Origin of the sequence: Lutimaribacter degradans, assembly GCF_023703375.1 — a bacterium.
GTDB lineage: Bacteria > Pseudomonadota > Alphaproteobacteria > Rhodobacterales > Rhodobacteraceae > Lutimaribacter > Lutimaribacter degradans.
Genome location: NZ_JAMQGO010000004.1, coordinates 93968 through 117314, shown reverse-complemented (window position 1 = coordinate 117314; position 23347 = coordinate 93968). Strand labels below are relative to the sequence as shown.

At 63.5% G+C, this 23347-nt stretch carries 20 protein-coding genes; 7 read left to right on the top strand and 13 right to left on the bottom strand.

From position 1 onward, the window contains the following. Nucleotides 1-189 precede the first annotated feature (189 nt). The gene (locus tag M8744_RS08505; RefSeq protein ID WP_251413155.1) at nucleotides 190-774 is read left to right on the top strand and encodes an HNH endonuclease; all 585 of its coding nucleotides are present in this window, start codon (nucleotides 190-192) and stop codon (nucleotides 772-774) included. Nucleotides 775-849: 75 nt separating this feature from the next. Here M8744_RS08505 and M8744_RS08500 read toward each other — a convergent pair whose 3' ends face one another. The 4 genes from M8744_RS08500 to M8744_RS08485 form a co-directional block, all read right to left on the bottom strand. Then, a complete protein-coding gene (locus M8744_RS08500) occupies nucleotides 850-1386 on the bottom strand; it encodes a bactofilin family protein (RefSeq protein WP_251413152.1) in 537 nt (178 codons plus the stop codon). After that, nucleotides 1376-2713: a M23 family metallopeptidase gene (locus M8744_RS08495; protein ID WP_251413149.1), complete on the bottom strand. Its 1338-nt coding sequence runs from the start codon at nucleotides 2711-2713 to the stop codon at nucleotides 1376-1378. The genes M8744_RS08500 and M8744_RS08495 overlap by 11 nt, the downstream gene beginning before the upstream one ends. Before the next feature lie 164 nt (nucleotides 2714-2877). Next, entirely contained in the window at nucleotides 2878-3684 is an 807-nt protein-coding gene (locus M8744_RS08490) for a ferritin-like domain-containing protein (RefSeq protein WP_251413787.1), read from the bottom strand. Nucleotides 3685-3701: 17 nt separating this feature from the next. After that, the gene (locus M8744_RS08485; RefSeq protein WP_251413146.1) at nucleotides 3702-4163 is read right to left on the bottom strand and encodes a peroxiredoxin; all 462 of its coding nucleotides are present in this window, start codon (nucleotides 4161-4163) and stop codon (nucleotides 3702-3704) included. An 85-nt stretch (nucleotides 4164-4248) separates the two neighbouring features. On the opposite strand from M8744_RS08485, the gene M8744_RS17825 reads away from it, so the two are divergent. The 5 genes from M8744_RS17825 (at nucleotide 4249) to lpdA (ending at nucleotide 12181) form a co-directional block, all read left to right on the top strand. Beyond that, a complete protein-coding gene (locus M8744_RS17825; protein ID WP_251413143.1) occupies nucleotides 4249-7539 on the top strand; it encodes an AsmA-like C-terminal region-containing protein in 3291 nt (1096 codons plus the stop codon). A gap of 2 nt (nucleotides 7540-7541) precedes the next feature. Beyond that, entirely contained in the window at nucleotides 7542-8603 is a 1062-nt protein-coding gene (queA, locus tag M8744_RS08475) for a tRNA preQ1(34) S-adenosylmethionine ribosyltransferase-isomerase QueA (protein ID WP_251413140.1), read from the top strand. A 111-nt stretch (nucleotides 8604-8714) separates the two neighbouring features. Next, nucleotides 8715-9974, top strand: coding sequence for an MFS transporter (locus tag M8744_RS08470; protein ID WP_251413124.1), 1260 nt, complete (start codon nucleotides 8715-8717; stop codon nucleotides 9972-9974). Nucleotides 9975-10073: 99 nt separating this feature from the next. Continuing rightward, nucleotides 10074-10661, top strand: coding sequence for a DUF924 family protein (locus M8744_RS08465; protein WP_251413121.1), 588 nt, complete (start codon nucleotides 10074-10076; stop codon nucleotides 10659-10661). A 125-nt stretch (nucleotides 10662-10786) separates the two neighbouring features. Beyond that, nucleotides 10787-12181, top strand: coding sequence for a dihydrolipoyl dehydrogenase (gene lpdA / locus M8744_RS08460; RefSeq protein ID WP_251413119.1), 1395 nt, complete (start codon nucleotides 10787-10789; stop codon nucleotides 12179-12181). A gap of 6 nt (nucleotides 12182-12187) precedes the next feature. Here lpdA and M8744_RS08455 read toward each other — a convergent pair whose 3' ends face one another. Continuing rightward, a complete protein-coding gene (locus M8744_RS08455; protein WP_251413104.1) occupies nucleotides 12188-12583 on the bottom strand; it encodes a rhodanese-like domain-containing protein in 396 nt (131 codons plus the stop codon). A gap of 205 nt (nucleotides 12584-12788) precedes the next feature. Between M8744_RS08455 and uvrA the strand changes: the two genes are divergently transcribed. Next, on the top strand, nucleotides 12789-15659 hold the full coding sequence (gene uvrA / locus M8744_RS08450; protein WP_251413091.1) for an excinuclease ABC subunit UvrA: 2871 nt from the start codon (nucleotides 12789-12791) through the stop codon (nucleotides 15657-15659). A 209-nt stretch (nucleotides 15660-15868) separates the two neighbouring features. Here uvrA and M8744_RS08445 read toward each other — a convergent pair whose 3' ends face one another. The 8 genes from M8744_RS08445 to M8744_RS08410 form a co-directional block, all read right to left on the bottom strand. Further along, entirely contained in the window at nucleotides 15869-16066 is a 198-nt protein-coding gene (locus tag M8744_RS08445) for a YgaP family membrane protein (RefSeq protein WP_251413080.1), read from the bottom strand. 69 nt (nucleotides 16067-16135) lie between these two features. Then, a complete protein-coding gene (locus M8744_RS08440) occupies nucleotides 16136-16792 on the bottom strand; it encodes a Crp/Fnr family transcriptional regulator (protein ID WP_251413077.1) in 657 nt (218 codons plus the stop codon). Between the two features lie 39 nt (nucleotides 16793-16831). Beyond that, nucleotides 16832-17704, bottom strand: a complete 873-nt coding sequence (gene mmsB, locus M8744_RS08435) for a 3-hydroxyisobutyrate dehydrogenase (RefSeq protein ID WP_251413074.1) — start codon at nucleotides 17702-17704, stop codon at nucleotides 16832-16834. A 3-nt stretch (nucleotides 17705-17707) separates the two neighbouring features. After that, nucleotides 17708-18748: an enoyl-CoA hydratase/isomerase family protein gene (locus M8744_RS08430; protein WP_251413059.1), complete on the bottom strand. Its 1041-nt coding sequence runs from the start codon at nucleotides 18746-18748 to the stop codon at nucleotides 17708-17710. A gap of 39 nt (nucleotides 18749-18787) precedes the next feature. Further along, nucleotides 18788-19933 (bottom strand): acyl-CoA dehydrogenase family protein, encoded by a 1146-nt coding sequence (locus M8744_RS08425; protein WP_251413056.1) that lies wholly within the window; start codon nucleotides 19931-19933, stop codon nucleotides 18788-18790. 84 nt (nucleotides 19934-20017) lie between these two features. After that, nucleotides 20018-21151, bottom strand: a complete 1134-nt coding sequence (locus tag M8744_RS08420) for a carboxylate-amine ligase (RefSeq protein ID WP_251413052.1) — start codon at nucleotides 21149-21151, stop codon at nucleotides 20018-20020. 117 nt (nucleotides 21152-21268) lie between these two features. After that, complete coding sequence (locus tag M8744_RS08415) at nucleotides 21269-21589, bottom strand: hypothetical protein (RefSeq protein ID WP_251413046.1); 321 nt, start codon at nucleotides 21587-21589, stop codon at nucleotides 21269-21271. 165 nt (nucleotides 21590-21754) lie between these two features. After that, complete coding sequence (locus M8744_RS08410) at nucleotides 21755-23254, bottom strand: CoA-acylating methylmalonate-semialdehyde dehydrogenase (RefSeq protein WP_251413041.1); 1500 nt, start codon at nucleotides 23252-23254, stop codon at nucleotides 21755-21757. Nucleotides 23255-23347: the final 93 nt, after the last annotated feature.

The following is a 23347-nucleotide window of genomic DNA, read 5'->3' as shown; positions in this document are numbered from 1 at the left end:
ATGGCGCCGCGTTGCGCGGGCCGCTGTCATTTTCCTGTTTCAATGGCAAGCCAGTCTGCGCGTGACCCTACCCCATGTCGTGGGGCTTGCCCCGTTGCCGCCGCGATATATAGTAGGGTTATCTTGGGGCGGGCGCGTCCCGCCCTGGTGTCACGTATTGATGCAGGCAGGGCGGAGGACGAGTCCCCGATGGATGGCGATTTCAGGTCAGAATTTGTAAAAGAGCCCGGCGGGCTCCGGCGATATCCGGCGCTGGTTTTGAACGCGGATTATCGGCCCTTGTCTTACTACCCCCTGTCGCTGTGGCCCTGGCAAGAGGCGGTCAAGGCGGTCTGGCTGGACAGGGTGAACATCGTCGCCGAGTATGACGAGACGGTGCGCAGCCCCTCGACGGTGATACGAATACCGTCGGTGGTGGTGCTGAAAGATTTTGTAAAACCGCAAAAGCGCGTGGCCTTCACGCGCTTTAATCTTTTTCTGAGGGATGAATTCCGGTGCCAATATTGCGGCTCGAAGGGAGAGCTGACTTTTGACCACGTCGTGCCGCGCGCGGCGGGCGGCGTGACCAGTTGGGAAAACGTGGTGGCGGCCTGTGCCCCGTGCAACCTGCGCAAAGGGTCCAAGACTTTGCGCCGGTCGGGCCTGTCCTTGCGGCGCCCGCCACGCGCACCAGGGGCCGAAGAACTGCGCAACATGGGGCGGAAGTTTCCGCCGGGCCACCTTCACGAAAGCTGGATGGACTTTCTTTACTGGGATGCCGAGCTTGAAGCCTGAGAAAAACCGCCGGTTCCGAAACGACAACGGGCGCCTTCAATAGGCGCCCGTTCACGTTCATGGCTGTTTGCAGGCTCAGCCCTTTGTGGTGTCACCGGCGGGCGTGGTTGCCTGCTGCGGTTGACCCGAGGCGGCAGCCGCCTGTTTCTGGCCCGACTTGCCCGAAAGCGGGTCGTCCTGGCGTTGCACGGACCCTTCGAAATGGGCACCGGATTCGATGGCGATCGTCTTGTGAATGATGTCGCCCTCAACCCGTGCGGTCGACGACAGGCGCACCTTCAGGCCGCGCACGCGGCCCACGATACGGCCGTTGATGACCACGTCATCGGCGATGACCTCACCCTTGATGGTGGCGCTTTCGCCGATCGTCAGCAAGTGGGCGCGAATGTCACCTTCGACAGTGCCCTCAACCTGCACATCGCCGGTGGTCTTGATGTTGCCGGTAATGTGCAGATCAGCCGACAGAACCGATGCGGGCGGTTTTGCCTTGGGCGTCGTGCCGGATTTGAAATCGGACTGCGGCTTGGGCGCCGCGTTGGTTTCCGGGGTTGCGGGCTTTGTCGCCTCTGCAGCCTTGGGGCCGGGATCGTTGATTTTGCTTTTAGAAAACATCGTTTGCAGCCTTGATATAGATCATAGGATTGACAGCCTTACCGCCAACGCGCACCTCGTAGTGCAGGTGGGGGCCAGTCACACGTCCAGAAGCTCCCATATCACCGATCCGCTCCCCGCGCGAGACCCTTTGGCCCACTTTCACGTTTAATCGCGACATGTGGGCATACCGGGTTTCGAGACCGAACTGGTGCTGGATCTTCACCAACCGGCCATAGCCAGAGGACCAGCCGGCATGGGTGACGACGCCATCGGCGGTGGAGTAGAGGGGCGTGCCGACGGGGCCTGCGAAATCGACGCCCTGGTGCAGCCTGCGGCCGCCAGTCTTTGGGTCGCGCCGATAGCCGAAGCCACTGGTAAAGCGATAGCCCGCCTTGACCGGGGTGGCAAAAGGCGCGGCCTCGGCGGCGATACGGTAGAGGTTCAGCCGGTCCATCTGGTCGAGCAGACGGTTCACACGGTCGGTGCCGATATCGGGCATTTCGCCCTTGGTCGAAAAGCTGATGGGGGTCAGCGGGCCACCCTGGCCGGAATAGCTGCGTCGCACCTGGTCGATCAGGTTGTCGGTGTTCATGCCCGCGGCGCGGAACATCTTGTCCAGCGGTTTGACCGAAACGGCCATCGCCTCTTCAAGCTGGCGGAAGACCTGGTCGTTCTGGTCTTGCAGCAGCTTGAGCCGCAGCGCCAGGTCGTCGGCCTGCAACAACGCATCTTGCGCATTGGCTTCGATCTGGTCGCGCTCGGCTGCCGTTTCCGCCAAGGCGGTGGTCAGCATGTTCAGCGTGCCTTCGGCGACGGAACCCGCGCTGGCCATGAAACTTTGTGCGCCCTTGTCTTGTTCCTGCGATTGCAGATTGGCCAGTTCAGTGCGTGCGGCGTCACGTTCTTTCATCGTACGGCGCAAGGTGGTCTGGATCACCTCGATGCCGGTTTCAAGCTCGCGGCGTCGATCCTCGGATTCAAGCAGCTGCGACTGCATCATCGAGATCTGTTCCAATGCCGAATTGAACCGTTCTTGCGCGGCCAGCGCCTCGGCGGCGCGGCTGTCGCGCTGTGCCGAAATCACGTTCAGCCGTTCCTGGTACATGCGTTGTTCGCGCTTGGCCTGTTCGCGAAAATTGCCCGAGCCGATCGAATCCATCAGCAAGATCGCCGTGGCAATGGTGGCCCATCCAACCAGGGCCGCGCTGCCCGCGAAGGCAAAAAGCTGGGTATGTGGGCGCAGTCGAATGAAGCGCGTGTCGCTTTCCGATCGCAGGAACAGCCGCTTCTCGGGGAACCAGCGTTCCAGAATCGCGTGTGTTCGGATAGCCAACAGAGTTCTCAACAAACCGCCCCTTGTCCCGTTTCGGCTTGGGCGCCTTCTGGAATGTGCGCCCATGGCGTGATTAACCAGACCTCCACATGGGCGCAACAATTTTGGGCTGGTGTGGCGCTGGAACGGGCGATTCGGCGAAAAACCGCCGAGTCCTAATAGGTTGGGCACGCCGTTCAGACCGTGCGAGGCGGCGTTTCATCGGCCAGCGGCCAGTAGAAATCGGGCGGCAGCCCGGCCTCGGCGCGCTTTTCCTCGTTGAAGGGCGGCTTCAGCGGGCCGTGAAAATACTTCTGCACCAGCTCGTGAAACACGTCTTTGGGATCGAGGTTTTCGCGCCCGCACAGGAAATGAAACCATTTCGAGCCATAGGCGACATGCCCGACCTCTTCGGCGTAGATGGTTTTCAGCGCGTCGACCGCGCCCGTATCGCCCGCCTTTTCGAATATGCCGATCATGCCCGGTGTCACGTCAAGGCCGCGCGCTTCAAGCACCATGGGCACCACAGCCAGACGGCCCAGGATGTCGTCGCGCGTGTCCTCGGCGGCGCGCCACATGCCGGCATGGGCGGGCAGGGCGCCGTAATGGCTGCCCATCGCCTCCAGGCAGTCGCACACCAGGTTGAAGTGTTTCGATTCCTCGTCCGCCGATTTTACCCAGTCATCGTGGAAACCGGGCGGCATGGGCACATGGCCGAAACGCGCGATGATGTCCCAGTGCAGGTCCACGGCGTTCAGTTCGATATGGGCCACGGCATGCAATATGGCGATGCGGCCCTGGGGGCTGCCGGGCTTGCGCTTGGGCACATCGCGCGGGTGCAGCAATTCGGGCTTTTCCGGGCGCGCGGGGCGCAGGGGCGGGTCCGCGGTGCCCACCTCGATCGATTTGCCCGCCTTGCGCGCGGCAAACCACGCCGCGGCATGCGCATGCGACAGCGCGGTCTTTTCGCGCCCGTCCGCGGTGGTCAGAACCTCCACGGCCATTTGCGTCAGTGTCTTGCTCACAGGGCCTTCGCCGCCTCCAGCACCTCTTCGGCGTGGCCATCGACCTTGACCTTGCGCCAGACACGGGCAACCTTGCCTTCGCCGTCAATCAGGAAGGTCGTGCGTTCGATCCCCATGAAGGTCTTGCCGTACATCTTCTTTTCTTTCCACACGCCGTAATCTTCGCAGGTAGTGGCATTTTCATCCGACAGAAGCGGTACGATCAGTTCCTTCTTTTCCATGAATTTTTCATGGCTGGCGACGCTGTCCTTCGAGATGCCGAAAACCTGCACGCCGATATCAAGGAACTGCTGGTATAGTTGCGAAAAGGCGATGTTTTCCTTGGTGCAACCCGAGGTATCGTCGCGCGGGTAGAAAAACAGCACAACCGGCGACGGGCGCAGGGCCGAAAGGCTGATGCCATCGCCGCCGTCGCGCGGCAGGGTAAAGTCGGGTGCGGTATCGTTTTCGGCGACCATCGGCCAATTCTCCCCTCGTTTGAGTTTTGTGAGTTCCATATTAGGACGGGGCAGGCAAGAATAAAGACGGCAAGGCAGAGAGCACGTGACACAGGACAGGCCGCAGACCCAGACCAAGCAGACCGGGCGGAAACGACGCCGGTGGGTGCGCCGGCTTTCGTGGTCGCTTGGCGTGGTTATTGTCGTGTTCGGCCTGGTGGCCGGGGCGTTGCAATGGTCGATCGGGCGCGATTTCACCGCGCCGCCCTGGCTGCGCTCCGAGGTCGAGGCGCGGTTGAACCAGTCGGCCGGCGGGCTCAGGGTGCGTGTGGGCCAGATCGTTGGCCGGGTTGATGAAGGATGGCGCCCGCGCATCTTGCTGCGCGATGTTGACGTGGCCCGCCCCGACGGGCAGCCGCTGGTCACGCTGGCGCGCGTGACGGCGGGCCTGTCCATGCCCGCCCTGGTGCGGGGCCACTTGCGCCCGGCATCCTTGCGCCTGGCGGGCGCGTCGTTGCGTTTGCGGCGATTGCCGGATGGCGGCTTCGACATAGCACTGGGTGATACCCTGACACCGATCGGCCAGGGCGCCAACCTGGCGCACCTGCTGCAGGGGGTCGACGGTATCCTGATGCAACCGGAATTCCAGCAGTTGCGCCAGATCGAGGCCGAGGCGCTGACGCTGCGATACGAGGATGCGCGGCTCGACCGTGGCTGGACGGTCGATGGCGGGCGGCTGCGCCTGTCGCGCACGGGCGACAACCTGGACATGGCTGCCGATTTCGCGCTGCTGGGCGGCGGGGCATCGGTTGCGACGCTGGAGTTCAACTATGACCGGACCATGGGGCAGGCAGGGGCCCGGTTCGGCGTGACAGTGGCCGACATGGCGGCCGAGGATATCGCGGTGCATTCGCCCGCCCTGGCGTGGCTGGGTGTGCTGCGCGCGCCCATCTCGGGCTCGATGCGCATCGCGATGGATAACCAGGGCAAGCTGGGCCCGTTGAGCGCGGCGTTGCAGATCGACGAGGGCGTGTTGCAGCCCACGGACGAAACCCTGCCGGTGCCCTTCGACAGTCTGCGCGCCTACATGACTTACGCGCCCGATGAATCGCGTCTTTACTTTGACGACCTGACGCTGGTCAGCCCCTGGGCCACCCTGCGCGCCGAAGGCGTGTCGACGATGCACGGGCTGGAAGACGCATGGCCGACCGAGTTCACCGGCCAGTTCCGCATGTCCGACCTGCGCGCGAATCCCGGCGACCTGTATAACGATCCTGTCCAGATCGCGGGGGCGGATGCCGACATGCGTTTGCGGCTCGATCCGTTCGAACTGGATGTCGGGCGCATGACCGTGCGCGATGGTGACAGCACGATGCATCTTTCAGGCAGCCTGAAGGCCGCCCCCGATGGTTGGGTTCTGGGCGTTCAGGGCGGCATGGACAGCATCGCGCCGGAACGAGTTCTGGCGCTCTGGCCCGAAACGGTCAAACCGCGCACGCGCAAGTGGATAGATGACAACCTGCACCAGGCAAGCCTGCGCGATATCGAACTGGCCTATCGCAGCGCGCCGCGCGCGGGCCCCGATCTGTATCTCGGCCTGCGCTTCGAAGATACCGAACTGACCGTTCTCAAGACCTTTCCGCATATGACAGGGGCCGCCGGGCAAGCGGTGCTGCGCGATTCACGTTTCGTGGTCTCGGCCGATGCGGGCCGGATGGCCGCGCCCCAGGGTGGCGTGGTGGACATGGCCGGCACGTCTTTCATCGTGCCCGACGTGCGTATCAGGCAGGCGCCCGCCCAGGTGCGGCTAAAGACGCGATCGAGCATAACTTCGGCGCTGTCCTTGCTTGACCTGGACCCGTTCAACTACCTGCGAAAGGCCGGCCGCGCGGTCACGTTGGCCGATGGGCAGGCCGCTATCGACGGCACGCTCGATATCATCCTGAAAAAGGGGCTGAAACCCGACGAGGTGGGTATAGCGGCCCGGGCCCGGCTGCTTGATGTGCGCAGTACCGACATCATGCCGGGACGGGTGCTGACGGCGCCCGCCCTGGATGTCGAGGTGACGCGGACGCGCCTGCGGATCGGCGGCCAGGGCCGCGTCGGGCAGGTGCCTTTCGACGCGTTCTGGGAAACCGCGTTGGGCGGCGGCGTTGGTGGCAGCCGGGTCGAAGGCGAGATCGCGCTGACCCCCGAATTCGCGCAAGAGTTCAACCTGGGGCTTCCTGACGGCACGTTGGACGGCGAGGCGCCCGCGACGATCGCCTTGACGCTTCCGGTTGGCGAGACGCCGGAATTCACGCTGCGCTCGTCGCTCAACGGGCTGGCGTTGTCGCTGCCATCGCTGGGCTGGTCGATGACGCGCAATCAAGACGGAACGCTGGAACTGGCCGGGCTTCTGGGCGACAGGCCGCGCATCGACCGCCTTGTGCTGGAGGCGCCGGGCCTGAGCGCCTCGGGGCAGATCACGTTGCGAGACGACGGCCAACTGGCCGAAGCACGTTTCGACCGGGTCCGGGCGGGCGGCTGGCTGGATGCGCCCGTGGTCCTGACGGGCCGTGGCGCGGGCGCCTCTCCCGCCGTGGCCGTGAATGGCGGCACCATCGATCTGCGCCGCACCGCGATGTCCGGTGGCGGGGGCGGCACGGCCGGTGGGGGCGCGCCGATTTCCCTGGCGCTGGAGCGTCTGCAAATTTCCGACGGGATCGCGCTTACCGATTTTCGGGGCGAGTTTTCCACAGCGCGCGGCATGGATGGCAGCTTTGACGGGCGCGTCAACGGTAACGCCTTTGTCACCGGCCGCGTGGTGCCGCGCGACGGGCGCAGCGCCTTTCGCATTCAATCGGATGATGCGGGTGCTGTCTTTGCGTCGGCGGGCCTGTTGAGCCAGGCGCGGGGCGGCGCGCTGGACCTGACGCTTTTGCCGGCGGGCGGCCAGGGCAGCTATGACGGGTTTCTGAATGTCGAAAGCGTGCGCCTGCGCGACGCGCCCGCGCTGGCCGCGCTGCTGAACGCGGTCAGCGTGGTGGGGCTGCTTGAACAACTGGGCGGCTCGGGTATTCTTTTTTCGCAGGTCGAGGGTGACTTTCGGCTGACGCCTGACAGCGTTACGGTCAAAAACTCGTCGGCCACCGGGTCTTCGCTGGGCATTTCGATGGATGGCACCTATGAGATCGCCAGCGGGGCGATGGACATGCAGGGCGTGTTCTCGCCCTTTTACATGCTCAACGGGATCGGCTCGGTGCTGACGCGCAAGGGCGAGGGGTTGATCGGCTTCAATTACCGGCTTACGGGAACGGCCGACGCGCCGCGCGTACAGGTCAACCCGCTGTCGATCTTCACGCCTGGCATGTTCCGCGAAATTTTCCGCCGTCCGGCGCCCCAGGTAACGCAGTAGACATGAAACTGTCCGATTTCGATTTCGATCTGCCCGAGCGGCTGATTGCGACGCGCCCCGCGCGCCCGCGCAGCGCGGCCCGGCTGTTGTTGGCGCAGGGCGACGCGATTGATGACCGCCACGTTTTCGACCTGCCAGACATCCTGCAGCCTGGCGACCTGCTGGTGCTGAATGATACCAAGGTGATCCCCGCGCGCCTGACGGGGCAGCGCGTGCGCGATGCCGGGCAAGGCCCGGTCAGCGCCCGGATCGAGGCCACGTTGCTGGAACCGCAGGCCGATGGCACCTGGAACGCGCTGCTCAAGCCCCTGCGCAAGGTGGCCGAGGGGGAGACCATCGTTTTCTCGCCCGACCTGTCGGCGGTTCTTGAACGGCGCAAGGATGGGCGGGGCGCGTTGCGCTTCAACCTGACGGGAGAGGATTTCGACGCCGCGCTGGCGCAGGCGGGGGCCATGCCGTTGCCGCCCTATATCGCGGCCAGGCGCCCCGCCGACGAGCATGACAAGCACGACTACCAGACCGTCTGGGCTGCAAGAGCCGGGGCCGTGGCCGCCCCCACCGCATCGCTGCATTTCGACGCGCCTTTGCTGGAAAGGCTCGCCGCGCGTGGCGTGGCGTTCACCCACGTGACGTTGCATGTGGGCGCGGGCACCTTTCTGCCGGTCAAGGTCGAGGACGTCACCACCCACAAGATGCACGCCGAATGGGGGCAGGTCAGCCAGGCCGCCGCCGACGAGATCGGGGCGACCCGGGCGGCAGGCGGTCGCGTGATCCCGGTGGGGACGACGGCGCTGCGCCTGATCGAAACCGCGGCGCGCGACACCGGCGCCATCCGCCCGTGGGAGGGAGAGACCGACATCTTCATCTATCCCGGTTTCACCTTCCGCGTCACCGATGCGTTGATGACGAATTTCCACCTGCCTAGATCTACCTTGATGATGCTGGTTTCGGCATTGATGGGCCATGACCGGATCCGCCGCATCTACGAGCACGCGGTTTCGCATGACTACAGGTTCTTTTCCTACGGCGACGCCTCTTTGCTGATACCGCCGCGCGACGGTTGAACCGCGCTTTCGAACGTGAAAACCCTCAACGATGTATAAAGAGTCGCATTCCGCCCTTACTTAAGGGGGCGAAACGGTTAGAGACAGCCCCGAGCGGCAAGGGAGAATGACGTGCTTCAGGTTCTATCCAATACGTGGGCCTTGCTTCTGGGCATGGCGCTTTTGATGCTGGGCAACGGCCTGCAAGGGTCGCTTCTCGGTGTGCGCGGCGAGGCGGCGGGATTCAGCACGCTTGAGCTGTCATTCGTCATGTCGGCCTATTTCGTGGGCTTTTTGGGCGGCTCGCGCCTGACGCCCGAGCTTATCCGCCGCGTGGGGCATGTGCGCGTCTTTGCGGCGCTGGCCAGTTTCGTGTCGGCGGTGCTGATCCTTTATCCGGCGTTCCAGCACCCTTACCTGTGGGTTGCGGGGCGCGTGGCCATCGGGTTCTGTTTCTCGGGGGTCTATGTCACGGCCGAAAGCTGGTTGAACAACTCGGTCAACAACGATCAGCGCGGGCAGGCGCTGTCGCTTTACATGATCGTGCAGATGGTTGGCATCGTGGCCGCCCAGGGCGTTTTGAACCTGCCGGATTCCAGCGGCTATCTTCTGTTCATCGTCGCCTCGGTCCTGGTTTCGGTCTCTTTCGCGCCGATCCTTTTGTCGATCTCGCCGACACCGGCCTTTGAAGCGACAAAACCCATGACTCTCAAGCAGTTGCTTACGGTGTCGCCCTTGGGTTTCGTGGGCATGTTCCTGCTGGGCGGTGTCTTTTCGGCGCAGTTCGGCATGGCGGCGGTGTTCGGCGCCGAGGCCGGGCTGAGCCTTGCGCAGATCTCGCTGTTCATCGCGACATTCTATATCGGCGCCACGATCGTTCAGTATCCGCTGGGCTGGGTGTCCGACCGCATGGATCGGCGTGTTCTGATCCTGGGGTCTTCGGCCGCGGGCGGGGCGGCGGCAATCCTGGCGTTTTCCGCAGGCCAGAACTACAACATCCTTTTGCTGTCGGCCTTTTTGATAGGGGGGTTGTCGAACCCGCTTTATTCCTTGCTTCTGGCCTATACCAACGACTTCCTCGAATTCGAGGACATGGCCGCCGCATCTGGCGGCATGGTGTTCGTCAACGGTGTGGGCGCGATCTCGGGGCCCCTGATCACCGGTTGGCTGATGAACGTGATGGGGCCATATGGCTTTTTCATCATCATCGCCGTGTTGATGTTTGCCCTAGCGGGATATGCCGGCTATCGCATGACGCAGCGCGCGGCGCCTTCGGTGGAAGATACCGGCAGCTATGCGCCGGTTATGCCAACCTCTTCGGTGGTGGCGATCGAGGCGGCGCAGGAATATGCCGCCGACATGGCCGAAGACGCCGAAAAAGAAGACTCCTGATAACAAAATGTCGCAACTGTAGTAAATATTTACTGTTAATTCGCGGCCCGGTCTGTGTAACAATTTATTAACGAATTCACTGGAGAGACGGAGGCTCCAATGGTGACGGTTGAACAGGTCTTGTCGTTCTGGTTGGACGAGGTCGGGCCAAAGGGCTGGTACGAGGGAGGAGAAACGCTGGATGAGCAGATCCGCGATCGGTTCCTCGACGCGTGGAAACAGGCGGCGGACGGCGCGTGCAGCCTGTGGCTGACCTATCCCAGCGGGGTGCTGGCCTATATCATCCTGACAGACCAGTTTCCCCGCAACATGTTTCGTGGCCATGCCGACAGTTTTGCCACCGACGACGTGGCGCTGGCCGCTGCGAAATGCGCGATCGACAAGAAATGGGATATGGCAATCGACGAGCCGGCGCGGCAGTTCTTTTACCTGCCCCTGATGCATTCGGAAAACCTGTGCGACCAGGAACGCTGCGTTCGCCTGGTGAAAGAGCGGATGCCCGAAACCGGGAAATCCAACCTGTTCCATGCCCGCGCCCATCGCGAGGTGATACGCGAGTTTGGCCGCTTTCCGTATCGTAGCGCGGCGCTGTCGCGCCCCACGACCCCGCCCGAAGATGCCTACCTGGCGGCGGGCGGGTACGGCCATACCGTGCGCCAGATGCAGGAACTGGCCCAGGCCTGCTGAACCGCGCCGGCCCTGTCGGATGCCCTGTCGGCAACGGCCCACCCGCCGTTGCCTTTTCACCGGGCGCGTTGCCAGAATTCCGAAAATAGTTTAATGCTTAACTAATTTTGGAATCGGAGGGCGCCATGGCTGCCAAATCGTTCGACATCGTTGTGATCGGGGCAGGGCCCGGCGGCTACGTCGCCGCGATCAGGGCCGCGCAGTTGGGCCTGTCGGTTGCCGTGGTCGAGCGTGAGCACCTGGGCGGTATCTGCCTGAACTGGGGCTGCATCCCGACCAAGGCCATGCTGCGCAGCGCCGAGGTGTTTCACCTGATGCACCGTGCCAAGGAATTCGGTCTTTCGGCTGATGGAATCGGCTACGACCTGGATGCGGTGGTGAAACGCTCACGCGGGGTGGCGGGCCAGCTTGCCAGCGGCGTGGGCCACCTTCTCAAGAAGAACAAGGTCACCGTGGTGATGGGCACGGCCAGCATCCCCGCCAAGGGCAAGGTCAGCGTCAAGACGGACAACGGCACCGAGGATCTGACCGCCAAGCACATCATCCTGGCCACGGGCGCCCGCGCGCGCGAACTGCCCGGCCTCGAAGCCGATGGTGACCTGGTCTGGACCTACAAGCACGCGTTGGAACCCAAGCGCATGCCGAAAAAGCTCTTGGTTATCGGCTCGGGGGCGATCGGAATCGAGTTTGCCAGCTTTTTCAACACGTTGGGCGCCGATACCACGGTGGTTGAGGTGATGGATCGCATCCTGCCCGTGGAAGATGCCGAGATCAGCGCCTTTGCAAGAAAGCAGTTCGAAAAGCAGGGCATGACGATCCGGCAAAAGGCCACGGTCAAGCAACTGGACCGTGCCAAGGGCAAGGTGACGGCCCATATCGAACAGGACGGCAAGACCGAGAAACTGGATTTCGACACCGTGATTTCCGCGGTCGGCATCGTCGGCAACACCGAGGGGCTGGGCCTAGAAGAGTTGGGAGTCAAGATCGACCGGACCCATGTCGTGACCGACGAATATTGCCGCACCGGGGTAGAGTGGCTGTATGCCATCGGTGACATCTCAGGCGCGCCGTGGCTTGCCCACAAGGCCAGCCACGAAGGCGTGATGGTGGCCGAGATGATCGCGGGCCAGAAGGTGCACCCGGTCAAACCCGACAGCATCGCGGGCTGCACCTATTGCCAGCCGCAGGTGGCTTCGGTCGGCATGACCGAGGCGCAGGCAAAAGAAGCCGGGTATGACCTAAAGGTGGGCCGCTTTCCCTTCATTGGCAATGGCAAGGCCATTGCCCTCGGCGAGGCCGAGGGCATGGTGAAAACGGTGTTCGACGCCAAGACAGGCGAGCTTTTGGGCGCTCACATGGTCGGGGCCGAAGTCACCGAACTGATCCAGGGGTACGTGGTTGGCCGGCAGTTGGAAACGACCGAAGAAGACCTGATGCAGGCGGTTTTCCCGCATCCGACCTTGTCAGAAATGATGCATGAATCGGTTCTCGATGCCTGGGACCGCGCGATTCACTATTGAACGCGCTCAGCGCGTCACGGCACCTCCAGCGCGCGCCCAGTCGTTCAGCCCGCCCAGGTTCACCACCTCGGCATAGCCCAGCTTTTCAAGCAGCCGCTTGCCATGGGCCGAGCGTGCGCCGCTTGCGCAATATAGGGCCACGGGCTTTGCCGGGTTCAGCTTGGGGTGCTTGTCGGGGTGGCTTGGGTCGGCCAGGTCGGCCAGCCGCATAAGCGGAGCGTGAATCGCGCCTTTCGCCTGTCCGGTCATGGCCAGTTCCCCCGCCTCGCGCACATCGACAAGCGTCACGTCACCGGCGGCTATCCGGGGCATGAGCGTGTCGAAATCGACCTTTCGTGACGGGTTGAGAAAACCGAACATCGTTGGATCCTTGTCATTTCCATCGGCAAGTTTGGCGCGCATGCGCTGTGGATGCGTGCATCATGCCCTACAAATTCCAAAATGGGAATGTAAAAACGAAATACCACCCCTCTCCGGCGGGGAGTTGCGCATAATGCCGGCAACTTGATCGCCGCCGGGCGAGTATGTTCCGCTTCCGTTCGCATATTTTGGTTGGAGACTCGGGCATGCTCACCTATGTGTTAACCGTTGGTTTCCGGGGGCAGAGATGGCCGAACTGAAAAAGATCGAAGTGCGCGGCGCGCGCGAGCACAACCTGAAAGGTATCGACGTGGATATCCCGCGCGATGAGCTGGTGGTCATCACCGGGTTGTCGGGGTCTGGAAAATCCAGCCTTGCCTTCGACACGATCTATGCCGAGGGGCAGCGGCGCTATGTCGAAAGCCTGTCGGCCTATGCGCGGCAGTTCCTCGACATGATGGAAAAGCCCGATGTCGACCACATCACGGGCCTGTCGCCCGCCATTTCGATCGAGCAGAAAACCACGTCGAAAAACCCGCGCTCGACCGTTGGCACAGTCACCGAGATTTATGACTATCTTCGCCTGCTGTTCGCTCGTGTCGGCACGCCCTATTCGCCGGCCACCGGCCAGCCCATCGAGGCGCAGCAGGTGCAAGACATGGTCGATCGTGTCATGGCCATGGAAGAGGGCACGCGCGGCTACCTGCTTGCCCCCATGATCCGCGACCGCAAGGGCGAATACCGCAAGGAGTTTCTGGAACTGCGCAAGCAGGGCTTCCAGCGTGTCAAGGTTGACGGGCAATTCCACGAGTTGGACGAGCCGCCGACGCTCGACAAGAAATACCGCCATGACATCGACGTGGTCGTTGATCGCATCGTGGTAAAAGAGGGGCTGGAGACGCGCCTGGCCGACAGTTTCCGCACCGCGCTGGACCTGGCCGATGGTATCGCCGTCCTGGAAACCGCCCCGCGCGAGGGCGACCCCGAGCGCATTACCTTTTCCGAGAACTTCGCCTGTCCTGTCAGCGGCTTTACCATACCTGAAATCGAGCCTCGGCTGTTTTCGTTCAACGCGCCCTTCGGTGCCTGCCCTGAATGTGACGGGCTGGGGATGGAGCTTTTTTTCGACGACCGGCTGGTGGTTCCCGATCAGAACCTGAAGATCAGCGATGGTGCGCTGGCGCCGTGGCGCAAGGGCAAATCCCCCTATTTCCTGCAAACGATCGAAGCGATTGCCAAGCATTACGGGTTCGACCGCAACGCCAAGTGGAAAGACCTGCCCGCCCATGTGCAACAGGTGTTCCTGTACGGGTCGGGGGACGAGGAGATCCAGTTTCGCTATGACGAGGGTGGGCGCGTCTACCAGGTCAGCCGCGTGTTCGAAGGGGTCATTCCAAACATGGAACGGCGCTATCGCGAAACGGATTCCAGCTGGGTGCGCGAGGAATTCGAACGCTACCAGAACAACCGCCCCTGCGGGGCTTGCGGCGGTTATCGTCTGCGCGAAGAGGCGCTGGCGGTGAAAATCGGCACGCCCGATCAGTTGCTGCACGTGGGTCAGGTGGTCGAGATGTCGATCAAGGAGGCCTATGCCTGGTGCGACACGGTGCCCGCCGCGCTCACCAAGCAGAAGAACGAGATTGCCCGCGCCATCCTCAAGGAAATCCGGGAACGTCTTGGTTTCCTGAACAACGTGGGACTGGAATACCTGACGCTCAGCCGCAATGCCGGCACCTTGTCGGGCGGCGAAAGCCAGCGTATCCGGCTGGCCAGCCAGATCGGTTCGGGCCTGACCGGCGTTCTGTACGTTCTCGACGAACCCAGCATCGGCCTGCACCAGCGCGACAATTCGCGCTTGCTGACCACGCTGAAGAACCTGCGCGACCAGGGCAATACCGTGATCGTGGTCGAACATGACGAAGAGGCGATCCGCGAGGCCGATTACGTGTTCGATATCGGCCCAGGTGCCGGGGTGCATGGCGGGCAGGTGGTCAGCCACGGCAAGCCCGCCGATGTCGCGGCCGACCCGGCCAGCCTGACCGGGCAATACCTGTCAGGTGCGCGTGAAATAGCTGTGCCTTCCAAGCGTCGGAAAGGAAACAAGAAAAAGCTGACGGTAGTCAAGGCCACGGGCAACAACCTCAAGGATGTGACGGCCGAGTTTCCGCTGGGCAAGTTTGTCTGCGTGACGGGTGTGTCGGGTGGCGGCAAGTCCACGTTGACCATCGAAACGCTGTTCAAGACAGCGTCGATGCGGCTGAACGGGGCGCGGCAGACACCGGCCCCGTGCGAGACGATCAAGGGGTTGGAGCACCTCGACAAGGTTATCGACATCGACCAGCGCCCGATCGGCCGCACCCCGCGCAGCAACCCGGCCACCTACACGGGCGCCTTCACCCCGATCCGCGATTGGTTCGCCGGCCTGCCCGAAGCCAAGGCGCGCGGCTACAAGCCGGGGCGGTTCAGCTTCAACGTCAAAGGGGGCCGCTGCGAGGCCTGCCAGGGTGATGGCGTCATCAAGATCGAGATGCATTTCCTGCCCGATGTCTATGTCGAATGCGAGACATGCAAGGGCGCGCGTTACAATCGTGAAACTTTGGAAATTCGATTTAAAGGCAAAAGCATAGCAGACGTTCTTGATATGACGGTTGAAGAAGCGCAAGAGTTCTTCAAGGCCGTTCCCAGCATCCGTGAAAAGATGGATGCGCTGATGCGCGTCGGGCTGGGCTATATCAAGGTGGGCCAGCAGGCGACCACGCTGTCAGGCGGCGAGGCGCAACGCGTGAAGCTGTCGAAAGAGTTGGCCAAGCGCTCGACGGGCCGCACACTTTACATCCTGGACGAGCCCACGACGGGCCTGCATTTCGAGGATGTGCGCAAGCTGCTGGAAGTGCTTCACGAACTGGTCGAGGCGGGCAACACCGTGGTGGTGATCGAACATAACCTCGATGTCATCAAGACCGCCGACCACATCATAGATATCGGCCCCGAGGGCGGTGATGGTGGTGGTGAGATCGTGGCCACCGGCACCCCGGAAGAGGTGGCCGAGGTCGCGCGCAGCCACACGGGGCATTACCTGAAGCCGATGTTGAAGCAGGGCAAGGTAGCCGCCGAATAGCGCGCGAACGGGCCGTGCAGGCCAGTTCGGCCTGCGCGACTGTGCGCTTTGATCCCGCTTGGTAACTCTTGGCCGGGGGTGGCGCCACCACATCGTGACCCTTGAACGTGCCTTTGCAGGCGTGATGCAAGTCGCGCCGCCCCTTGTCGCAGGTCGCGCCTTTGCGCGGTGACCTGCTAACTAGGGTGCGGGGCGACTCGCGGGGCGCATTACTTGGTCTTGCAGGTATTGATGCCCAGCAACTGATAGGGCGGGCACCAGCCGATAATGCCGGTGGCCAGCGGGATGATGCCCAGCAGGTACAGCCAGCTATACCCGCCGCCGCCATTGAGGAAAAAGCCCGCGATCAGGGCGACGCCCACCACGATGCGCAGAATGCGTTCGAAATTGCCGATATTCTTGGTCATTGGTCGACTCCTTTATCGTCGGATGTGGCGTGATGATACCAACTCGCGCGGTGCGCGTCTGTGACCGCGTCACATTTCGCCGCTGGCGATCCGGGCCAGGGCGTCCTTGTCATGGATCTCGACCGTGCCGCGCCCCGTGCGCACCAGCCCGCGCCGTGCCCAGGCATCAAGCCGGCGCGTGACCACCTCGCGCGCGGTGCCGACTTGGGTGGCCAGTTCCGATTGGGTGGCTCGCACGGTACTGCCACCGCCGGCCAGCAGCAACAGCCTGTCGGCCAGGCGGCATTCGACGCGGGTAAACGCGACCTTTTCCAGAAGCGTCATCATCGTCTGCATGCGCTGCGCGAAGGCCCCAAAGACCAGGGCCCGGAAAGGGGCCGAGCGGTTCATGAGGTCCAGGAACATGGCGCGCGGGATCAGCACCAGTTGCGTGGTGCAGGTGGCCTGGGCCTCGGCGGAATAATCGCTGTCGGACAAAAGGCCCATTGTCGTCTGGATGCAGGATTGGCCCGGTTCGACCGAGTAAAGCAGCATTTCGCGGCCCGACGCGCCCGTCAGGCAGACATCGACGCATCCCGACAAGACGAAGGCGTATCCCTGCACACGGTCGCCGGGGCGAAAAAGAACCGCGCCGGCAGAGAGCGTTTGCGCGGGCAGGGCGGCAAGGCGCGCCCGGTCGGGCGCGTCAAGCGTGGCCAGTGGCGTGCTGTCGGGGGACCATGTCATGACGATGACATAGCCCGCGCGCGCATCCGCGCCAAGCGTTCAGCCGCGCCCGCGTTTTTCGAACCGGGGCAACATGGCGCTGAAATCGCGCCCCGTTCCGCCCTCGTCCTCGACGAATTGCCGGTAAAGCGCCAGCGCCGCCTGGCCCATCGGGGTATCGGCGTCCACCGCTTCGGCGGCTTGCTGCGAAAGCCCGAGGTCTTTCAACATCAATTCGGCCGCAAAGCCGGGTTTGTAATCGTTGTCAGCAGGCGATTGCGGGCCCACACCCGGCGCGGGGCAATAGGCGTTCATCGTCCAGCTATAGCCCGACGAGGTGCTGACCACGTCGAACATCTTTTGCCGGTCCAGCCCCAGCTTGTCGGCCAGGGCAAAGGCCTCGCAGGTCGCGATCATGGTCACGCCCAGGATCATGTTGTTGCAGATCTTGGCTGCCTGGCCTGCGCCCGCCTCGCCGCAATGCACGGCCTTTTGTCCCATGATGTCGAACAGCGGCTCGGCCTTGGCAAAGGCATCCGCGCTGCCGCCGCACATGAAAGTCAGCGTGCCCGCGGTGGCGCCGCCCACACCGCCCGACACGGGCGCATCGACAAAGCCAAGGCCCGCCTTTTCCGCCTGCGCGGCCACGGCGCGGGCGCTGTCGACATCGACGGTCGAGCAATCGACCAGCGTCGCGCCAGCCTCCATCGCGGGGACAAGCTCGTCGGCGACGTTGCGCAGGATCTGGCCATTGGGCAGCATGGTGATCACCACCTCGGCCCCTTTGGCGGCCTCGGGCCCGCTGGCGGCTTGCGCCACGCCGTCGACGGTGACGCCCGCCACGTCATAGCCTGTCACCTCGTGCCCGGCGGCGACAAGGTTGGCGGCCATCGGCGCGCCCATGTTGCCTAGTCCGATGAATCCGATTTTCATGGCTTATTCCTCCTCCTCGAATGTCAGGGCGTCCGCGCCCAGCGGTTCCAGCAAGGCGGCGACGTCGTCCGGGCTGACCGTGTCGAGGTCATGCCGCCATTGCGGGTTGCGATCCTTGTCGATGATGGCGGCACGGACTCCTTCCAGGAAATCGGCCTGTTCCATCGCGCGCCAGGTAAAGCGGTATTCCATGTCGAGCGCGGCGCGAATCCCCGCCCCGGCGCGCAGCCGTTTCAGCATTTCAAGCGTCACGGCCATCGACAGGGGGGAATTGCGGGTGATCGACTTGAGCGCGCTTGCGGCCAGCTCGCTGTCATCGGCGCGCAGCGCGGCCAGAATGGCGGGCAGGCTGCCCTCGTTGAACAGCGCGTTGATACGGTCCATCTGCGGCGCAAGCGTGCCTTGCGGTGTGGGCAGGGCGGCGGCGGCCACGTCTGCCGCGTCGCCGGTTTCGCACAGCCGTGCGATCAGGGCGGGCCACTGATCCTCGGGCAGGTAGTGGTCGGCAAAGCCGGCCACGATGGCATCGCCCGGCCCCATGCGCGCCGCCGTCAGGCCCAGGTATTCGCCCAGCCGCCCCGGCGCCCGCGCCAAGAGGAGCGAGCCGCCCACGTCGGGCACCAGCCCGATGCCACATTCGGGCATGGCGATCTGGCTGCTGTCGCCCACGACGCGGTGGCTGCCGTGACAGCCCACGCCCACGCCTCCGCCCATGACAAAGCCCTGCATCAGGCTGATCACGGGTTTCGGGAACTCGAACAACGCCGCGTTCATGCGGTATTCATCGGCCCAGAACGTGCGGCCATAGGTGAAATCGCCCTCGGTGCCGCTGCGATAGAGGTCGGCAATGTCGCCGCCCGCGCAGAACGCCTTGTCACCGGCCGCGTCGATCACGACGACACGCACCGCGTCGTCGTGGCGCCAGTCGCGCAAGGCGGCATGCAGAGCCATAGCCATGTCATATGTCAGCGCATTGAGCGCCTTGGGCCGGTTCAGGGTGATGCGCCCGGCGCGGCCCTCGGTGCGAATGTCGATCTCGGTCATGTCTCCCCCGGTGTTTCAGCGGCAAGGCCCGGCAGGCGCTCAGCCGCGATCGGCCAGCATCTGGCGGCTGATGATCATGCGCATGATCTCGTTCGTGCCTTCCAGGATCTGGTGCACGCGCAAATCGCGCACGATCTTTTCCACCCCGTAATCGGCCAGGTAGCCATAGCCGCCATGCAATTGCAGGCACTGGTTGGCCACGTCAAAGGCGTTGTCGGTGACCAGGAGTTTCGCCATGGCACAGAACTTGGTCGCGTCATGCGCGCCATTGTCCAGCTTCCACGCGGCCTGCCGCAGGAAGGTGCGGGCCGATTCCAGCTTTACCTCTTGCTCGGCCAGGCGGAATTGCAGGGCCTGGAACTGGTCGATGGTCTGGCCGAAGGCCTTGCGCTCGCCCATGTAGGCCAGCGTCAGGTTCAACGCCTGCTGCGCGGCTCCCAGCGCACTGGCCGCGATGTTCAACCGGCCGCCATCCAGCCCCGCCATGGCATAGCTGAACCCGCGGCCCTCTTCACCGATCAGGTTGTCGAGCGGTACGGTGCAATCGTCGAACTGCACCTGCGCTGTGGGTTGGCTGCGCCAGCCCATCTTGTCTTCAAGCCCGCCATAGCTCAGCCCGTCGGCGCCCGATTCGACAACGACCGTCGAAATGCCCTTGGGCCCCTTGTCGCCGGTGCGCACCATTGTCACGTAGGCATCGGAATAGCCGCCGCCCGAAATGAACGCCTTGGTGCCGTTCAGGCGATACCCCTCGTTCGTCCTTTCCGCACGCGTGCGCAGCGCCGCCGCGTCCGAGCCGCTGCCCGGTTCGGTCAGGCAATAGGAAAAGACCTTGTTCATCGCGCACAGGTCGGGCAGCCATTTCTGCTTGGTTTCATCGCTGCCGAACTTGTCGATCATGCCGCCGCACATGTTGTGGATCGACAGGAACGACCCCACCGAAGGGCAGGCCATGGCCAGCGCCTCGAACACAAGCGTCGCATCCAGGCGGCTCAGGCCAGAACCGCCCCATTCCTCGGAGACGTAGATCCCGCCCAGCCCCAGCTCGGCCACCTTGGGCCACAGCTCTTTGGGGATGGTGCCCTGTTTTTCCCAATGCTGCGCGAAGGGCGCGATATGTTCCTGGCCAAAGGCATGGGCCATGTCGAAGATGGCGGTCTGTTCTTCGCTCAGTGCGTAATCCATCTGTCTCCTCCCGGGATGCGGCGAATTGAACGACTGTTTAATTCCCAATCCTTACAGCAGTTTTTCAACGGTTGGAACCGGGGTTCAGAGATCGGCGTGAAACTCGTCTATCAGGTGGGCCACGACGGCGCGCATCGCCGCGTCATGGTCGCGGCCCAACTCTCGTGCGCGCGCATAAACGCCGCGTTGCAGGCTGGCGGAATTGCCCGTCGCCACGATGGCGCGGGTGTTTTCGACCTCGGCCAGCGCATCCAGTGCGGCGGCATCCTCGGCCACCAGGGCCACCAGTTCGTCGGCCAGCATGTCAGGGGGCACGATCTCGTGCGCGCCGAAATTGATCAGCCCCTGCGACAGGCCATACCGCTGCGCGCGCCAGCGATTTTCGTCGACCAGGAAGGTGTCGTAGATTCGCCAGCGTTGGTTCTTCAGGCTCAGCCGCCACAGCATCCGCGTCAGCGACTGGACCAGCGCCGCCAGCGTCAGCGTGGTTTCCACCCGCGGCGAACCATCGCAAATGCGCGCCTCGATGGTGGGAAAACGGGACGAGGGGCGCAGATCCCACCAGATCTTGCTGGCATCCTCGATCACGCCCAGCTCGGTCAGCGCGGCCACCGAGCGTTCGAAACTGCCCCAGCTTTCCAGCCGCGGCGGAAGGCCGGTACGCGGCAGGTTGTCGAACACCGTCAGCCGATACGAGGACAGGCCGGTATCCTCACCCTGCCAGTAGGGCGAGGAACAGGACAGCGCCAGAAGATGCGGCAGGAAATAGGCAAGCTGGTTCATCAGGTCGATGCGCTGGTCGGGGGCGTCGATTCCAACATGCACATGCATCCCGCAGATCAGCATCCGCCGCACCACGCCGGCAAGATCCTGGCGCAGGCTGTTGTAACGGTCGCGGTCGGTATGGTGCTGCTGGCGCCAATCGGCAAACGGGTGGCACGAGGCGGCGATGGGGGCCAGGTTGTAATCGGCCGCGATACGCGCCACGGTGCTGCGAAGGTGGCGCAGGTCGTCGCGCGCCTCGGCCACGTCGGCGCAGACACGGGTGCCAATTTCCACCTGGCAATCCAGGAATTCGGGGCTGAACTGCCCCTCCAGCGCGGCGCCGCAGCGTTCCATCAACTCGGTGGGGGCGGGCGACAGGGCCAGGCTGTCGCGATCGACCAGCAGGTATTCCTCTTCGATGCCGATGGTGAAATCCGGTTGTGCGATGGCCATCGGCTGATCCTCCCTGCCGGGTCAGTTCAGCAGGGATCGTGCGCGAAAACAAGTGGAAGGGTGCATGGGCCATGCCAAGGCGGCAGACGTGCTGCCAGCCGGCGCAAGCTGGTCGCTCTACCCGGGTGCGACGGCCCGCAACCTGGCCATGTTCAGCCCGGCAACCCCCAGAAACGACAGCGCCTGCGCCTCGTCGTCGAAAATGCGGGCAACCACGCCGCGCAGGCCATCCCAGCTGCGTTGCACCATGCATGCCAGCTTGATGGTTTCGTGCGTTGTCGCGAAATAGGCCATCAGCGTTTCGGCGCCGCCTGTGCCCAGGAAATCCGCCTTGCGGGCCTGCATGTGCAGCAATCCGGGGTGGTCGAGGGCAATGCCGGTGACATCTTGCAGATCGACCAGGTGCCTGTGGCAGCGCCCGGCTTCGGCATCTGTCATGAAACGCGCGAACGCATCCAGGGTTTCATCCGCCCGGACAAACCCGGAGTAACGGACGTAAACCAAGCCCTTATCGGGGAATATATGATAGGAAACCGCCATGTCCCGATCCGGCAAGGCAATGCCGCGCGACCGGGGGCCGCGCGGCATTCTGGTGTGTCAGGCTCAGTCCATGGCCTTGAAGTTGAACTCGCCACCTTCCTTGATGCCGCTGGGCCAGCGTGCGGTCACGGTCTTGGTGCGGGTGTAGAACTTGAACGCGTCCGGCCCGTGCTGATTCAGGTCGCCAAAGGCCGATTTCTTCCAGCCGCCGAAGGTATGATAGGCCAGCGGCACCGGGATCGGCACGTTGACGCCGATCATGCCCACGTTGACCCGGGCGGCGAAATCGCGCGCGGCGTCGCCATCGCGGGTAAAGATCGCGGTGCCGTTGCCCATCTCGTGATCCATGGCCAGTTGCAGCGCCTCTTCGTAGCTGCCGGCGCGCACGGTCGACAGGACGGGGCCAAAGATTTCCTGCTGGTAGATGTCCATGTCGGGCGTCACGCGGTCAAAAAGATGCGGGCCGATAAAAAACCCGTCCTCGTAACCCTGCAGGTTGAAATCGCGGCCATCCACGACCAGCTCGGCGCCCTGGTCGACACCGGATTGCACCAGCCCAAGGATCTTTTCCTTGGCCGCGGCGGTCACGACGGGGCCGTAATCCACGTCGTCGCCTGCCGTGTAGGGGCCGACTTTCAGCTTTTCGATGCGCGGCACCAGCTTTTCGATCAGGCGGTCGGCGGTTTCGTCGCCGACCGGCACGGCCACGGAAATCGCCATGCAGCGTTCGCCAGCCGCACCATAGCCCGCACCCACCAGCGCGTCGGCGGCCTGGTCCATGTCGGCATCGGGCATGATGATCATGTGGTTTTTCGCACCGCCAAAGCACTGCACGCGCTTGCCGTTCGAACAGCCCCGGCCATAGATGTACTCGGCGATGGGGGTCGAGCCGACAAAGCCGATCGACTGGATCACCGGGTGGTCAATGATCGCATCAACCGCTTCCTTGTCGCCGTTGACGACCTGCAGGATACCCTTGGGCGCGCCGGCCTCTTCCATCAGTTCGGCCAGCATCAGCGGAACGGACGGGTCGCGCTCGGACGGCTTGAGGATGAAGGCGTTGCCGCAGGCAATGGCGGGCGCGAACATCCACATCGGGATCATGGCGGGAAAGTTGAAGGGCGTGATGCCCGCGGTGACGCCCAGCGGCTGGCGCATCGAGTACATGTCGATGCCGGGGCCGGCGCTGTCGGTGAACTCACCCTTCAGCAGTTGCGGCGCACCGATGCAGTATTCCACCACCTCAAGGCCGCGCTGCACATCGCCCTTGGCGTCGGGCAGCGTCTTGCCGTGCTCGCGGCTCAGCGCCTCGGCCAGCTTGTCCATGTCGCGGTTCAGCAACCGGACGAATTCCATCATCACCCGCGCCCGGCGCTGCGGGTTGACCGCGCCCCATGCCGGTTGCGCGGCGGCGGCGAAGTCGACGGCGCGGGCCATTTCGTCGGTGCTGGCCAGCGGGCATTTTGCCTGCACTTCGCCGGTGGCGGGGTTGAAGACATCGGCGAAGCGGCCCGAAGTGCCCTTCACGTGTTCGCCGTTCATATAGTGGGTCAGTTCCTGCATGGAATCCTCCTCTGATCTATCACCGACAGGATAGGCTTGCAAAATTCACAGGTATAGAGGCAAGATTCCAAAAAGGTATTGCGAATTTGCAAG

What these genes read in the sequence shown, in the direction of transcription:
- M8744_RS08505 (WP_251413155.1), top strand. Translation starts at nt 190, where the DNA reads ATGGATGGCGATTTCAGGTCAGAATTTGTAAAAGAGCCCGGCGGGCTC.
- M8744_RS08500 (WP_251413152.1), bottom strand. Translation starts at nt 1,386, where the DNA reads ATGTTTTCTAAAAGCAAAATCAACGATCCCGGCCCCAAGGCTGCAGAG.
- M8744_RS08490 (WP_251413787.1), bottom strand. Translation starts at nt 3,684, where the DNA reads ATGGCCGTGGAGGTTCTGACCACCGCGGACGGGCGCGAAAAGACCGCG.
- M8744_RS08485 (WP_251413146.1), bottom strand. Translation starts at nt 4,163, where the DNA reads ATGGTCGCCGAAAACGATACCGCACCCGACTTTACCCTGCCGCGCGAC.
- queA (WP_251413140.1), top strand. Translation starts at nt 7,542, where the DNA reads ATGAAACTGTCCGATTTCGATTTCGATCTGCCCGAGCGGCTGATTGCG.
- M8744_RS08465 (WP_251413121.1), top strand. Translation starts at nt 10,074, where the DNA reads ATGGTGACGGTTGAACAGGTCTTGTCGTTCTGGTTGGACGAGGTCGGG.
- lpdA (WP_251413119.1), top strand. Translation starts at nt 10,787, where the DNA reads ATGGCTGCCAAATCGTTCGACATCGTTGTGATCGGGGCAGGGCCCGGC.
- M8744_RS08455 (WP_251413104.1), bottom strand. Translation starts at nt 12,583, where the DNA reads ATGCGCGCCAAACTTGCCGATGGAAATGACAAGGATCCAACGATGTTC.
- uvrA (WP_251413091.1), top strand. Translation starts at nt 12,789, where the DNA reads ATGGCCGAACTGAAAAAGATCGAAGTGCGCGGCGCGCGCGAGCACAAC.
- M8744_RS08445 (WP_251413080.1), bottom strand. Translation starts at nt 16,066, where the DNA reads ATGACCAAGAATATCGGCAATTTCGAACGCATTCTGCGCATCGTGGTG.
- M8744_RS08440 (WP_251413077.1), bottom strand. Translation starts at nt 16,792, where the DNA reads ATGACATGGTCCCCCGACAGCACGCCACTGGCCACGCTTGACGCGCCC.
- mmsB (WP_251413074.1), bottom strand. Translation starts at nt 17,704, where the DNA reads ATGAAAATCGGATTCATCGGACTAGGCAACATGGGCGCGCCGATGGCC.
- M8744_RS08430 (WP_251413059.1), bottom strand. Translation starts at nt 18,748, where the DNA reads ATGACCGAGATCGACATTCGCACCGAGGGCCGCGCCGGGCGCATCACC.
- M8744_RS08425 (WP_251413056.1), bottom strand. Translation starts at nt 19,933, where the DNA reads ATGGATTACGCACTGAGCGAAGAACAGACCGCCATCTTCGACATGGCC.
- M8744_RS08420 (WP_251413052.1), bottom strand. Translation starts at nt 21,151, where the DNA reads ATGGCCATCGCACAACCGGATTTCACCATCGGCATCGAAGAGGAATAC.
- M8744_RS08415 (WP_251413046.1), bottom strand. Translation starts at nt 21,589, where the DNA reads ATGACAGATGCCGAAGCCGGGCGCTGCCACAGGCACCTGGTCGATCTG.
- M8744_RS08410 (WP_251413041.1), bottom strand. Translation starts at nt 23,254, where the DNA reads ATGCAGGAACTGACCCACTATATGAACGGCGAACACGTGAAGGGCACT.